The following is a 12,620-nucleotide window of genomic DNA, read 5'->3' on the forward strand; positions in this document are numbered from 1 at the left end:
GGACGGCCGCCGCGCGTCCCCGCGCGGCGCTTCTGGAGAGAGACATGGATGACTCCGCACGCGCGGAAGGCGCCGTCACGTCGCGCGTGATGCGCCGGCTGCTGCCGTTCCTGTTGCTGATGTACGTGCTGGCGTTTCTGGACCGCGCCAACATCGGCTTCGCGCAGAAGGCGTTGCAGCAGGACACCGGGCTGTCGAATGCCGCGTTTGCCTTCGGCGCCGGCGTGTTTTTCATCGGCTATGCAATCTTCGAGGTGCCGAGCAACCTGCTGCTGCATCGCGTCGGCGCGAAGCTGTGGATGTGCCGCATCATGGTCACGTGGGGGCTCGTCTCGGCGTCGATGGCCTTCGTCCACAATGCCACCAGCTTTTATACCTTGCGCTTTCTGCTCGGCGTGGCGGAAGCGGGCTTCTTTCCGGGCATCGTCTATTACCTGACGCGCTGGTTTCCGCAGTCGGCGCGGGCGCGCGCGCTCGGCGTGTTCTACTTCGGCGCGCCGCTCGCGTTCATCTTCGGCGCGCCGTTGTCGGGCCTGTTGCTCGACCTGCACGGCGCGGCTGGCCTGAACGGCTGGCAATGGCTGTTTCTGGTCGAAGGTCTGCTCGCGTCGATCGTCGGCGTCTGGGCTTTCTGGTATCTCGACGACGATCCCGCCCGCGCCCGCTGGCTCACGCCGGAGCAACGCGCCACGCTCGTCGCGCGACTCGCCGACGACGCCCGCTTCGCGTCCTCGCACGGCCCGCGCAGCGTGCTGGCTTCGCTCGTCGATCCGCGTGTGCTGGTGCTGTGCTGCGTCTACTTCCTGATTCAGGCTGCCGTGTACGGCGTCGTGTTCTATCTGCCGCAGCAAGTGGCGGCGTTGCTCGGCACGAAGGTGGGATTGCGCGTCGGACTGGTAACGGCGCTGCCGTGGCTGGTTGCCGTGATCGTCACGTGGATCGTGCCGCGCTACGCCGACCGTACCGGGCGGCATCGTGTGTGCGCCGTCGCATTGCTGCTGATGTCGGGCGTTGCGATTGCCGTGTCGGGGCTGGCGGGGCATCCGGCCATCTCGCTGATTGCGCTGTGCTGCGCCGCGAGCGGCTTCATCGCCGCGCAGCCGCTGTTCTGGACGTTTCCGACGCGCTACCTGACCGGCGCGGCCGCCGCGGCCGGCATTGCGCTGATCAACTCGCTCGGCGGACTCGGCGGCTTCTTCGCGCCGATGGCCCGCACCGCCGCCGACGCCGCCCTGCATTCGACCGGCGCCGGCCTCACGGTGCTCGGCGGCGCGAGCGTGCTGGCGGCGCTGATCATCGTCGTGATGGTGCGCCCGCACCGCGACCTCCCGCTTGCCGATGCGCGCGCCAGCGACGCACGCGCATCCTGAACCTTCTGAAACACCCAGCCCAACACGGAGCAGACCATGTCCATGCCCACGATTCGCCAGGTGCGCGCCTTTACGGTTCGCGGCGGCGGCGCCGACTATCACGATCAGGGCGCCGATCACTGGATCGACGACCACATTGCCACGCCGATGGCGCGCTATCCCGAATACCGCAAGAGCCGCCAGTCGTTTGGATTGAACGTGCTCGGCTCGCTGGTGGTGGAGATCGAGGCGAGCGACGGCACGGTCGGCTTCGCGGTGACGACGGGCGGCGAGATCGGCGCGTTCATCGTCGAGAAGCATCTGGCGCGCTTTCTGGAAGGACAGCGCGTGACCGACATCGAGAAGATGTGGGATCAGATGTTCAACGCGACGCTCTATTACGGACGCAAGGGCATTGTGCTGAACGCGATCTCGGGCGTCGATCTCGCGCTGTGGGACCTGCTTGCAAAGGTGCGCAAGGAGCCGGTGTTCCAGCTGCTCGGCGGCCCGGTGCGCGACGAACTCCAGTTCTACGCCACCGGCGCGCGGCCCGATCTGGCGAAGCAGATGGGCTTCATCGGCGGCAAGATGCCCTTGCAGCACGGTCCGGCGGAAGGCGAGGAAGGGCTCGCGAAGAATCTCGCCAAGCTGGCGGACATGCGCTCGAAAGTGGGCGACGACTTCTGGCTGATGTTCGACTGCTGGATGAGCCTCGATCTGAACTACGCGAAACGGCTGGCGCACGCGGCGCGCGAATATGGCCTGAAGTGGATCGAGGAAGCGCTGCCGCCGGACGACTACTGGGGCTATGCCGAACTGCGCCGCAGCGTGCCCGCCGGCATGATGGTGTCGACCGGCGAGCACGAGGCGACGCGCTGGGGCTTCCGCATGTTGTTCGAGATGGGCTGCGCGGACCTCGTGCAGCCGGACGTGGGCTGGTGCGGCGGCATCACGGAACTCATCAAGATTTCGGCGCTCGCGGATGCGCACAACGTGCTGGTCGTGCCGCATGGTTCGTCGGTGTACAGCTATCACTTCGTCGTCACGCGTCACAACTCGCCGTTCGCCGAGTTCCTGATGATGGCGCCCAAGGCCGATCAGGTGGTGCCGATGTTCAACCCACTGCTGCTCGACGAGCCCGTGCCGGTGAACGGCCGCATGAAGGTGCCCGAGACGCCGGGCTTCGGCGTGCGGCTCAATCCCGAGTGCAAGCTCGAACGGCCTTATACCCACTGAAGAGGACGAGGACGTCATGCTGCTTGAGAACAAGGTCGTCGTGGTGACGGGCGGATCGCGTGGCATCGGCCGGGCGATTGCGCTGGCCAGCGCCCGCGAAGGCGCGGACGTCGCCATCAACTACTGGGGCGACAACGATCGTTCCTATGGCCGCGGGTCGGCGGTGGAATCGATCGTCAGCGAGATCGAGGCGCTGGGACGACGTGCGATTGCCGTGGAAGGCAATGTCGCCGAGCGCGACACGGGCACTGAATTGGTCCGGCGCACGGTGGAGGCGTTCGGGCGTATCGACGTGTTGTCCAGCAACGCCGGCATCTGCCCGTTTCATGCGTTCCTCGACATGCCGCCCGCCGTGTATGAAACCACGGTCGCCGTGAATCTGAACGGCGCGTTCTATGTAACGCAGGCGGTGGCGAACCAGATGAAGACGCAGGGCACGGGCGGCGCCATTGTCGCGACGAGTTCGATCAGCGCGCTCGTCGGCGGCGGCATGCAGACGCATTACACGCCGACCAAGGCGGGCGTGCATTCGCTGATGCAGTCGTGCGCGATCGCGCTGGGGGCTTATGGCATCCGCTGCAATTCGGTGATGCCGGGCACCATCGCGACGGATCTCAACGCCGAAGATCTCGCCGATCCCGACAAGCGCGCCTACATGGAGAAGCGCATTCCGCTCGGCCGCCTGGGCGAGCCCGACGACGTCGCGCAATGCGTGGTGTTCCTGGGCTCAGATCGCGCGCGCTATGTGACGGGCGCGTCCTTGCTGGTCGATGGCGGGCTGTTCGTGAACCTGCAATGAGGTGCAATAAGGCGCTTCAGTGCGGTGTCGACGCCGAGTACTTGCGCAGCAGCGCGATGAAATACTCGGCGGGTTCGCTCAAGGTTTCGAAGCGGCGGCGCAGCAGCCCGAAGCCCGACAGGCTCTTGCCGACCTCGATCGGCAGTTCCACCAGCAACTGCGCGCGCAGATAGTCGCGCACGACGGACTCGGGCAGCATCGCGACCGCCTCGCCGTTTTGCAGCAGCTGAAGGGTCGCGAAGATCGACGCACATTCGACGATGTCCGCCGGCGAGCTGAGTCGCGCACGGGCGAGTTCGTCTTCGAAGAGTGCGCGCGCGGGGCTCGTGATCGGTTGCAGGATCCACGGCCAGCTCACCAGTTGTTCGAGCGTGAGTGCGCTCTTTCCGGCCAGCGGATGGCTCGCGCGCACCACGAGCCGCATGGCCTCGCGGGCAAGCGGTTCGAAGTCGAAGTCGTTGTGTTGCAGCGGCGTGGTCAGCCGTCCGAGCGCCAGGTCCACTTCGCGGCGATGCAGCAACTGCACGACCTGATCGCTGGTTTCGCCAAGGATGCGCACGTTCAGCAAGGGCCGTTCGACTTTCAGTTCGGTGACGGCCATGGCCAGTACATCGGGCGCAGCGCCCATGATCGCGCCTACTGTCAACTGGCCATGACCGCCGCGGCGCTTGGCGTCGAGGTCTTCGGCAAAGCGCGTGAGATCCGCAAGCGAGCGGCGCGCGTAAGCCAGCGCCGCCATGCCCAGCGGCGTCGGCTGCATGCCGCGCGCATTGCGCTCGAACAGCAGGAAGCCGAACGCTTCTTCGATGTCGCCCAGCATGCGGCTTGCGCTCGGCTGCGCCACGTTGATGGTTTCGGCGGCCTGATGCAGGTTGCGGGCATCGTCGAGGGCGACCAGCAGCGCGAGATGCTTGAACTTCAGGCGATTGACCAGGGCGCTTGGGGAAATGCTCGGCGATGTGCCTGGCGACACAGTGTGGGACGCAATCTCGTTCATTCGACAGTCCGCGTGAAAGCGCGCGATGATACGGCGCAGCGATACGGTTTTGCGATCGGCCAATCCTGCATTCGGATTGTCGTGTTATCGGTCGGCGAATTATAGTCGCAGCACAACGAGTCCCGGACACAGGGAAACACCCAATCAGAACAAGGCGGTCCGCCATGGAGACAGTGGCATTTCGCATGACCCTGAAACCAGGCATGCGCGACGAATACGCAAGGCGGCATCGCGAGATCTGGCCGGAACTGGCCGATGCACTGCATGCCGCGGGCATCCGCGATTACCGCATCTTTCTCGACGAATCGACCGGACATCTCTTCGCCCTCTACGCGCGCATGGCGGACCATACCGTCGATGCGCTGCCGATGCTGCCCATCATGCGCACGTGGTGGGACAGCATGGCCGAACTGATGGAGACGCACGCCGACAACGCGCCTGTGAGCGTGCCGCTGACGCCGGTCTTCCATCTACCCTGAAACCCTGGCCGCTTTCGCGAGGAGCGCAACCATGCAGGTCGTCGATCCGCATATCCATCTGTGGGATCTGTCCACGCATCACTATCCCTGGCTCGCGAATCCGCAGACGTCCTTCGTCGGCGACGCGCGCAAGCTGAAGCACGACTATCTGCTCGGCGATCTGCTGCGCGATGCCGAGGACATCGAGGTGCTGAAGATCGTGCACGTGGACGCCAATCACGATCCCGCCGATCCGGTGGAGGAAACGCGCTGGCTTCAGGGCATCGCGGATGGCGCAGGGCGCGGCATGCCGAACGGCATCGTGGCGGGCGCGGATCTTTCGGCGGACGATGCACCGGCCGTGCTCGAAGCCCATGCCGCGTTTGCCAACACGCGCGGCATTCGCCAGATTCTCAACGTGCATGACGACCGGCTGTATGACTATGTCAGCCGCCATTACATGCGTGAGCCGCAATGGCGCGAGCACTTTGGCTTGCTGCGACGCTACGGCATGTCGTTCGACCTGCAACTGTATCCGTCGCAGATGGCGGAAGCGGCGCAACTGGCGCGCGAGCACGCCGACACGCAGTTCATCGTCAATCACGCGGGCATGTTCGTCGACCGGAACGCGACGCGCGGCTATCGCGAATGGCGCGACGGCATGCGCCTGCTGGCCGCGTGTCCGAACGTCGCGGTCAAGCTGAGCGGCTTCGCGATGTTCGATCACGACTGGACCATCGAAAGCCTGCGGCCCTACGTGCACGAATGCATCGACACGTTCGGCTGCGAGCGCGCGATGTTCGCGTCGAACTTTCCGGTGGACCGGTTGTTCGGCACGTACACGGGCTTGTGGAACGCGTATGCGCGGATCGTCGGCGATGCCAGCGACAGCGAGAAGGACGCGCTGTTCGTGCGCAACGCCGAGCGCATCTACCGGATCTAGAGAGGGCATCGCCATGACCATGACACCCCGTCTCGAACTCCTGCACGCAAGCAAGTCGTTCGGCCGCGTGCGCGCGCTCGGCGACGGCAGCCTGCAACTCTTTCCCGGCGAAGTGCATGCGCTGCTCGGCGAGAACGGCGCGGGCAAGTCGACGCTCGTCAAGCTGCTCGCAGGCGTCTATCAGCCCGATGGGGGCGAATTGCGCATCGAAGGCGTCGCGCGCCGCTTCGCCAATCCGGCCGAGGCGCGCGATGCCGGTATCGCGGTGATCTATCAGGAGCCGACGCTCTTCGCCGATCTGTCGATCGCGGAGAACATCTACATGGGCCGGCAGCCGCGCGACCGCTTGGGCCGTATCCGCTACGACGAGATGCATCGCGAAGTGGATGCGCTGCTTGCGTCGCTCGGGGTGAGTCTGCGGGCGCAGCGGCTGGTGCGCGGACTGTCGATTGCGGATCAGCAGGTGGTGGAGATTGCCAAGGCGCTCTCGCTGGATGCGAACGTACTCATCATGGACGAGCCGACCGCCGCGCTCTCGCTGCCGGAAGTGGAGCGGCTGTTTGCGATCGTCCGTGCGCTGCGCGAGCGCGATGTGGCCATTCTATTCATCACGCATCGACTGGACGAAGTGTTCGCGTTGACGCAGCGCCTGACGATCATGCGCGACGGCATGAAGGTCTGCGACGCGCTCACGCCGGACATGAACATCGACGCGATTGTCAGCTGGATGGTGGGCCGCGACCTCGACACTTTCTATCCGAAAGCCGATGTCACGCCCGGCGACGTGCGCCTCTCGGTGCGCAATCTCACGCGGCAGGGCGTGTTCCGGAACATTTCCTTCGATGTGCGCGCGGGCGAGATCGTCGCGCTGGCGGGCTTGGTCGGCGCGGGGCGCAGCGAAGTGGCGCGGGCGATCTTCGGCGTCGATCCGGTGGACGGCGGTGAAGTGAAGATCGCCGGCAAGAAGCTCGCGCTTGGGAAGCCGGCCGCCGCCGTGCGCGCAGGTCTCGCGCTGGTGCCGGAAGACCGTCGCGCCCAGGGGCTCGCGCTGGAACTGAGCATTGCGCGCAATGCATCGCTGACGGTGCTCGGACGCCTGATGCGGCATGGGCTCATTACGGCGCGCAGCGAGTCGTCGCTGGCGGCCGACTGGGGCAAGCGTCTGCGCTTGAAGGCAAGCGATCTCGATGCGCCCGTCGGCACGCTGTCGGGCGGCAATCAGCAGAAGGTCGTGCTTGGCAAATGGCTGGCCACGGATCCGAAGGTGCTGATCATCGATGAACCGACGCGCGGCATTGATGTCGGCGCGAAGGCCGAGGTGTACCGCACGCTGGCGGAACTGGTGAAGGAGGGTATGGCCGTGCTGATGATTTCGAGCGAACTGCCGGAAGTGCTCGGCATGGCGGACCGCGTGCTCGTGATGCACGAAGGGCGCATCAGCGCGGACATCGCCCGTGCGGATGCCAACGAAGAACGGGTGATGAGTGCCGCACTCGGCGCGTCGCCGCAGAATCTGGGGCGCGCCGCATGATGACCCGACATTCTCCGACGCTGCCCGCGATGCCGCCCGCCGAAACCAAGCGCGACAGTATCGCGGTTTCCATCGCGAAAAGCCGCGAACTGACGCTCTTTATCGTGCTGCTGGTGCTGATCGGCGCGACGGCGGCAGCCAAGCCCGACTTCCTGAACCTGCAGAACCTGCGCGACGTGCTGCTCAATGTCGCGATCATCGGCCTGCTGACGGCGGGCATGACGATCGTCATGCTGATGCGGCATATCGATCTCTCGGTGGCGTCGATTGTCGGCGTGAGCGCGTATGCGGTCGGCAGCCTGTTCGTCATGTTCCCGCATGTGCCGGTGATCGTTGCGCTGCTTGCGGGTATCGGCATTGGCGGCGTGATCGGCGGGGTGAACGGTGTGCTCGTTACCTTTGGCCGCGTGCCTTCGCTGGTCGCGACGCTCTCGACGCTCTACATCGTGCGCGGCGCCGATTACGCATGGGTCCACGGCGGCCAGATCAATGCAACGAGTTTGCCGGATGCGTTCGCGGCGATCGCCACCGGCTCGCTGCTCGGCGTGCCGAACCTCGTGCTGATTGCGCTCGTGGTGCTGATCGCGTTGTCGGTGTATCTGAAGCAGTATCGCGGCGGGCGCGAGCACTACGCGATCGGCTCGAATCCCGAGGCGGCGCGGCTTGCCGGCATTCGCGTGGACCGGCGCGTGATGATCGGTTTCCTGTTGTCCGGCGCGATAGCCGGCCTGGCCGGCGTGCTGTGGCTCGCGCGCTTCGGCACCGTCGATGCCAGCACCGCGAAGGGCATCGAGCTTCAGGTGGTGGCCGCGGCGGTGGTGGGCAGCGTGGCGATCACGGGCGGCGTCGGCACCATCGCGGGCGCGACGCTCGGCGCGCTGGTGCTCGGCGTCATCAACATCGCGCTGGTGGTGCTGCGCGTGTCGCCGTTCTGGCAGCAGGCCATCCAGGGTGCGCTGATCGTCGCGGCGATCGCGCTCGATACCTTGCTCGCGCGCTCGGTGGCGCGCCGCATGATGAGGAAACGCGATCATGGCTAAACCGGATTCCGCACTCTCGACGAGTCGCCGCCGTCACCTGCAATGGGAAGCGATGCTCGCCATCGTGCTGGTGGTGTCGCTGGCGGCGGGGCGCGTGCTGTCGCCGCTGTTCTTGTCGGCGGCCAATGTGTCGAACATGCTCGCCGACTTCACCGAGATCGCACTGATCGCGCTGCCGATGACGCTCATCATCGTCGCGGCGGAGATCGATCTTTCGGTGGCGTCGGTGCTTGGCGCATCGAGCGCGCTGATGGGCGTGCTCTGGCACATGGGCCTGCCGATGCCGCTGGTCATCGTGCTCGTGCTGCTGTTCGGCACGCTGGCGGGGCTCTTGAACGGTCTGGTGATCGTGCGCTTCAACCTGCCTTCGCTGGCGGTGACGATCGGCACGCTCGCGCTGTTTCGCGGCCTGGCGTACGTGCTGCTCGGCGACCAGGCGATCGCGGATTTTCCGGCGGCGTACACGGCGTTCGGCATCAATACGCTGGGCGATACGTTCCTGCCGATGCCGTTCATTCTCGTGATCGCGGGCGCGGTGATCTTCACCGTGCTGTTGCAGGCGACGCCGTTCGGCCGCAGCCTGTTCGCGATCGGCGCGAATCCCACGGCCGCGCAGTTCTCGGGCATCGATGTCGCGAAGACCAAGCTCAGGCTTTTCATGATGTCGGGGGCGATGGCGGCGCTCGCGGGCATCGTCTATACGCTGCGCTTTACGAGCGCACGCGGCGACAACGGCGAAGGCTTCGAGCTCTCGGTGATCGCGGCGGTGCTGTTCGGCGGCGTGAGCATTTTCGGCGGACGCGGCTCGATGGTGGGCGTGTTGCTGTCGCTCGTGATCATCGGCGTGCTGCGCAATGCGCTGACGCTCGCGGATGTGTCGAGCGAGACGCTGACCATCGTGACGGGGGCGTTGCTGCTTTCGTCGGTGCTGATTCCGAATCTCGTGGCGCGCTGGCGGGCCGTGCGCGAGAAACGCCTGATGATCCGGGGCGTGACTGAATGACTGGCGGTGCTCGTCGATAACCAGCGCAAGGATTCGCTTTATCGCTGTCCGCGCGCAATGACAGGAGACTTTACGACATGAAGAAGCTTATTCGTTTCCCGCGCGGCCCGGCCGTGCTGGCGGCGGTTCTTGCGGTGACCGTCGCGCTGACGGCCGCCGCCGCCGAGGTCAAGAGCGGCCTGAAGATCGCCTTCCTGCCGAAGCAGATCAACAATCCGTACGAAGTCATCGCCGATGACGGCGGCATGGCGGCCATCAAGGAAATGAAGGGCGATGGCAAAGTCGTGGGGCCGTCGGATGCGGGGGCGTCGTCGCAGGTGAGTTACATCAACACGCTGATCACGCAGCGGCAGAACGCGATCGTCATCGCCGCCAACGATGCGAATGCAGTCGTGCCGTATTTGAAGAAAGCGATGTCGCAGGGGATCAAGGTTGTCACCTTCGACTCGGATACCGCGCCGGATGGACGGCAGATCTTCGTCAATCAGGCCGATTCGGAGGCGATCGGGCGCGGGCAGATTCAGTTGCTGTCCAAGTTGATTGGCGGCGAGGGCGAGTTCGCGATTTTGTCGGCGACGCCTAATGCCACGAATCAGAATACGTGGATCAAGTGGATGCAGGAGGAGTTGAAGAAACCCGAGTACGCGAAGATGAAGCTCGTGAAGATTGCCTATGGCAATGACGACGATCAGAAATCCTTCGTCGAGACGCAGGGTTTGTTGCAGGCTTATCCGAATCTGAAGGGCATTGTGGCGCCGACGTCGGTGGGGATTGCGGCTGCGGCACGCTATATCTCGAGTTCGCCGGCCAAGGGCAAGGTGGTCGTGACCGGACTCGGCACGCCGAATCAGATGCGCGCGTTCGTGAAGAACGGGACCGTGAAGGCGTTTCAGTTGTGGGATCCGGGTCAACTCGGTTATCTCGCGGCGTTCGCGGCGGCGAATCTGGCGTCAGGGACGATTACCGGCAAGGAAGGGGATTCGTTTGAAGCTGGGAAGTTGGGTAAGCGGACAGTGGGGAAGAGCGGGGAAGTGATTCTCGGACCACCTACGACGTTTGATGCGGCGAATATCGATAACTTTAATTTTTGAAGGCGTAGGGCGAAGCGTGTGTTGGACCTGAGAGATGACGGGACGCTTGCGGGCGTCCCGTTTTTTTGTGTCGGCTTTGAGGCGGAGGCTATTGGGTTAATGCGCGGATGTCGGAACGCATCCCCGTTCTGCCGCCGTTCGGTTCATAGTCGATGAAGCATGATTCAGATATTTCGCATTTTGTTCGATCGGATTTGATTTCACGCTTGAGCGGTGAGGTGATTTTTCCATGCGCTTTGGGGCCTTGAATAGGTGCCATGCCAAACAGCGACATAAGTGAACCATAAGGCTTGAAGTCAAGCATATTGACTGACTGACGATAGGAATCGCCGTGACGATCCTCCTCTCATTCGGACAGTTCAGCTTATCGAACTTTCGCTTTTTCCTGCACTCCACAGTGACGTCAGGCGTAGTGGTCAAGCTCAATCATGGCGGGTACGGCAGGCGCTGCGAACTCTATTGAAGGCAGCGGCGGGTTACTTGTGGCCTACGACCCGACAATTCGATCGTTAATTCGGATTTTACTCATTCGATCTGCATGGCACTTGGGTAAAGCTGAATCGCGTCGTGATACCTGCGGATGAGTTTGCATCTCAAGGACCCGATGCGCCGTCGCTGCGCTGCAGGGTAATCGTTGAATTCCATACCTGAACCCATGGCGTGGCCTATCCGATCACGGCCCGAGAAGAATCAACTATGGCAGACATCTTCCTGAAAATAGACAGCATTCGCGGAGAATCGCAAGAGCACGGTCATGTCAACGAGATCGAAGTGATGAGCTGGACATGGCGCATTTGCTCTGATTCACATAACCTCTCGAGCGTAGGCAACGGCATGGGCAAGGCGACCGTGCAGGATATGGAGATCGTGCACCATATTGATTGCGCCAGCCCAAATCTCATGCGTAACGCATTGAACGGTGCGCCGATACCGAAAGCCATGCTCACGATGCGCAAGCCGAGCGGTGTACCTCTCGACTTTCAGGAGTTCACATTGGTGGATGTCCGCATCACAGGGGGCAATCCTGTTGGCGCGAGTGGCGCCTATATCGAAACCGTGAAGCTCTCGTTTTCGAAAGTAAAGCAGGAGTACATGCTGCAAAAGCCGACGGGCGGCAATGGAGGCGCCATCGTTGCTGCATTCGATCTGAGCGAGAACCGTGAAACCTGATCTCAAACGAGTCGAGTGGGTGTCCGTGTTCATCGGACTATGTGTCCTGGCAAGTTCGTGGCCATTTTTGCAGCTCGATGTTGAGTTCTATCTTCGAACCACGGTCGCGGTCGGTGACGTCACCCGACTCAATCATGGCGCCTATCACCCAGAGGTGGCATTAACGACCAGCAGCGGTGAACGCATTTCGTTCCCAGGGAGTAGCACGTATCCAGTTGAAGTCGGGGATCGGCTTGAAGTTCGCTATATCCGAAGCGCACCGCGAACAGGGCCAAAGGTGAATCAGACATTCAATCTGTTTGGCTTCATGCCGGTTCTTGTAGATCTCGGCATTGTCATCGCCGGATTACGCGGAAAACTGGTCTTCTTTGGTTCGAACGATAATGAGCTACCGAAAAAGTGATTGGAACTTCAATACCAATGCGAGCGCCGGCCTCGGCCTCGGCCTCAGCCCGTTCTCTATGCCACGCGGCATGGTTGTCATGGACGGGCCGAATGGCTGCGGTTCCAGACTCTTTGCATATTCCGCTTTCGGCATGGGACTGAAAAGCTATCGACTGCCGAAGCGTTCAGTTGCCCGGCACTCCTTTGCCGAAGGGGCACGAACTCTCTGGCAACGCTTCCACCACAGACTTCGGGTCCGATGGTGTGGTCTACATGAATCAGAACTTCCACGGTAGGGAACTCAAGCTGGACGACTTCACCGGCGGTGCTTTCGTTCAGGATTTCGGTGGGGGAGTACTGATCGCCGAGAGCTACACAATCCTGCACGTAGGCGTACCCCAAGCGCTCATGCTCGCTTCATTCACCAACCCAGTGTTCCCGAGCTTGTCGATGAACGCAGCCAGGGCAATCATCCTGATAAAGGGCGTGAGCGAAGGCTTGATTGACGGCATAGGCGTCACCGGGCCTGTCAGCAATTTCGTGTTTGAGGCATAACATGCTCACAAGGAGAATTTATGCCTCGCAAACCGAAAACGCAGCCGGCGGATCTGCCGACGAT

At 63.1% G+C, this 12,620-nt stretch carries 14 protein-coding genes; 12 read left to right on the forward strand and 2 right to left on the reverse strand.

What is annotated here, in order from left to right:
* Positions 1 to 44 precede the first annotated feature (44 nt).
* From QCE63_RS28620 to QCE63_RS28630, 3 genes are read left to right on the forward strand one after another with little or no spacing between them, the layout of a single operon-like run.
* A complete protein-coding gene (locus QCE63_RS28620) occupies positions 45 to 1,370 on the forward strand; it encodes an MFS transporter (RefSeq protein ID WP_309837898.1) in 1,326 nt (441 codons plus the stop codon).
* A gap of 36 nt (positions 1,371 to 1,406) precedes the next feature.
* Entirely contained in the window at positions 1,407 to 2,585 is a 1,179-nt protein-coding gene (gene rhmD / locus QCE63_RS28625) for an L-rhamnonate dehydratase (protein ID WP_309837900.1), read from the forward strand.
* 16 nt (positions 2,586 to 2,601) lie between these two features.
* Positions 2,602 to 3,384 (forward strand): SDR family NAD(P)-dependent oxidoreductase, encoded by a 783-nt coding sequence (locus tag QCE63_RS28630; protein ID WP_309837902.1) that lies wholly within the window; start codon positions 2,602 to 2,604, stop codon positions 3,382 to 3,384.
* A 16-nt stretch (positions 3,385 to 3,400) separates the two neighbouring features.
* On the opposite strand, the gene QCE63_RS28635 is transcribed toward QCE63_RS28630, so the two are convergent.
* The gene (locus tag QCE63_RS28635; protein ID WP_309837904.1) at positions 3,401 to 4,381 is read right to left on the reverse strand and encodes a LysR family transcriptional regulator; all 981 of its coding nucleotides are present in this window, start codon (positions 4,379 to 4,381) and stop codon (positions 3,401 to 3,403) included.
* A gap of 164 nt (positions 4,382 to 4,545) precedes the next feature.
* Here QCE63_RS28635 and QCE63_RS28640 point away from each other — a divergent pair, with 164 nt between their 5' ends.
* The 6 genes from QCE63_RS28640 (at position 4,546) to rhaS (ending at position 10,447) form a co-directional block, all read left to right on the forward strand.
* The gene (locus QCE63_RS28640) at positions 4,546 to 4,860 is read left to right on the forward strand and encodes an L-rhamnose mutarotase (protein ID WP_309837906.1); all 315 of its coding nucleotides are present in this window, start codon (positions 4,546 to 4,548) and stop codon (positions 4,858 to 4,860) included.
* 31 nt (positions 4,861 to 4,891) lie between these two features.
* Positions 4,892 to 5,782: an amidohydrolase family protein gene (locus QCE63_RS28645; protein ID WP_309837907.1), complete on the forward strand. Its 891-nt coding sequence runs from the start codon at positions 4,892 to 4,894 to the stop codon at positions 5,780 to 5,782.
* A 13-nt stretch (positions 5,783 to 5,795) separates the two neighbouring features.
* Positions 5,796 to 7,313: a sugar ABC transporter ATP-binding protein gene (locus QCE63_RS28650; RefSeq protein ID WP_309837909.1), complete on the forward strand. Its 1,518-nt coding sequence runs from the start codon at positions 5,796 to 5,798 to the stop codon at positions 7,311 to 7,313.
* On the forward strand, positions 7,313 to 8,353 hold the full coding sequence (locus QCE63_RS28655) for an ABC transporter permease (RefSeq protein WP_404990227.1): 1,041 nt from the start codon (positions 7,313 to 7,315) through the stop codon (positions 8,351 to 8,353). Before QCE63_RS28650 ends, QCE63_RS28655 begins: the two co-directional genes overlap by 1 nt.
* On the forward strand, positions 8,346 to 9,356 hold the full coding sequence (locus QCE63_RS28660) for an ABC transporter permease (RefSeq protein WP_309837911.1): 1,011 nt from the start codon (positions 8,346 to 8,348) through the stop codon (positions 9,354 to 9,356). The genes QCE63_RS28655 and QCE63_RS28660 overlap by 8 nt, the downstream gene beginning before the upstream one ends.
* 77 nt (positions 9,357 to 9,433) lie before the next feature.
* On the forward strand, positions 9,434 to 10,447 hold the full coding sequence (gene rhaS / locus QCE63_RS28665) for a rhamnose ABC transporter substrate-binding protein (RefSeq protein WP_309837912.1): 1,014 nt from the start codon (positions 9,434 to 9,436) through the stop codon (positions 10,445 to 10,447).
* Between the two features lie 88 nt (positions 10,448 to 10,535).
* Here the strand turns inward: rhaS and QCE63_RS28670 are convergent, their stop codons facing one another.
* Positions 10,536 to 10,751, reverse strand: a complete 216-nt coding sequence (locus QCE63_RS28670) for a hypothetical protein (protein ID WP_309837913.1) — start codon at positions 10,749 to 10,751, stop codon at positions 10,536 to 10,538.
* Positions 10,752 to 11,143: 392 nt separating this feature from the next.
* On the opposite strand from QCE63_RS28670, the gene QCE63_RS28675 reads away from it, so the two are divergent.
* From QCE63_RS28675 to QCE63_RS28685, 3 genes are all read left to right on the forward strand, one after another.
* Positions 11,144 to 11,617, forward strand: a complete 474-nt coding sequence (locus QCE63_RS28675) for a type VI secretion system tube protein Hcp (RefSeq protein ID WP_309837915.1) — start codon at positions 11,144 to 11,146, stop codon at positions 11,615 to 11,617.
* Positions 11,607 to 12,020 carry a DUF3592 domain-containing protein gene (locus QCE63_RS28680; protein WP_309837916.1) on the forward strand — a complete coding sequence of 138 codons (414 nt, stop codon included), beginning with the start codon at positions 11,607 to 11,609 and terminating at the stop codon, positions 12,018 to 12,020. The genes QCE63_RS28675 and QCE63_RS28680 overlap by 11 nt, the downstream gene beginning before the upstream one ends.
* A 254-nt stretch (positions 12,021 to 12,274) precedes the next feature.
* A complete protein-coding gene (locus QCE63_RS28685; protein ID WP_309837917.1) occupies positions 12,275 to 12,556 on the forward strand; it encodes a hypothetical protein in 282 nt (93 codons plus the stop codon).
* Positions 12,557 to 12,620: the final 64 nt, after the last annotated feature.

The sequence above is a fragment of the Caballeronia sp. LZ065 genome (assembly GCF_031450975.1).
Taxonomy (GTDB): domain Bacteria; phylum Pseudomonadota; class Gammaproteobacteria; order Burkholderiales; family Burkholderiaceae; genus Caballeronia.

What these genes read in the sequence shown, in the direction of transcription:
- QCE63_RS28620 (WP_309837898.1), top strand. Translation starts at nt 45, where the DNA reads ATGGATGACTCCGCACGCGCGGAAGGCGCCGTCACGTCGCGCGTGATG.
- rhmD (WP_309837900.1), top strand. Translation starts at nt 1,407, where the DNA reads ATGTCCATGCCCACGATTCGCCAGGTGCGCGCCTTTACGGTTCGCGGC.
- QCE63_RS28630 (WP_309837902.1), top strand. Translation starts at nt 2,602, where the DNA reads ATGCTGCTTGAGAACAAGGTCGTCGTGGTGACGGGCGGATCGCGTGGC.
- QCE63_RS28635 (WP_309837904.1), bottom strand. Translation starts at nt 4,381, where the DNA reads ATGAACGAGATTGCGTCCCACACTGTGTCGCCAGGCACATCGCCGAGC.
- QCE63_RS28640 (WP_309837906.1), top strand. Translation starts at nt 4,546, where the DNA reads ATGGAGACAGTGGCATTTCGCATGACCCTGAAACCAGGCATGCGCGAC.
- QCE63_RS28645 (WP_309837907.1), top strand. Translation starts at nt 4,892, where the DNA reads ATGCAGGTCGTCGATCCGCATATCCATCTGTGGGATCTGTCCACGCAT.
- QCE63_RS28650 (WP_309837909.1), top strand. Translation starts at nt 5,796, where the DNA reads ATGACCATGACACCCCGTCTCGAACTCCTGCACGCAAGCAAGTCGTTC.
- QCE63_RS28655 (WP_404990227.1), top strand. Translation starts at nt 7,313, where the DNA reads ATGACCCGACATTCTCCGACGCTGCCCGCGATGCCGCCCGCCGAAACC.
- QCE63_RS28660 (WP_309837911.1), top strand. Translation starts at nt 8,346, where the DNA reads ATGGCTAAACCGGATTCCGCACTCTCGACGAGTCGCCGCCGTCACCTG.
- rhaS (WP_309837912.1), top strand. Translation starts at nt 9,434, where the DNA reads ATGAAGAAGCTTATTCGTTTCCCGCGCGGCCCGGCCGTGCTGGCGGCG.
- QCE63_RS28670 (WP_309837913.1), bottom strand. Translation starts at nt 10,751, where the DNA reads ATGCTTGACTTCAAGCCTTATGGTTCACTTATGTCGCTGTTTGGCATG.
- QCE63_RS28675 (WP_309837915.1), top strand. Translation starts at nt 11,144, where the DNA reads ATGGCAGACATCTTCCTGAAAATAGACAGCATTCGCGGAGAATCGCAA.
- QCE63_RS28685 (WP_309837917.1), top strand. Translation starts at nt 12,275, where the DNA reads ATGAATCAGAACTTCCACGGTAGGGAACTCAAGCTGGACGACTTCACC.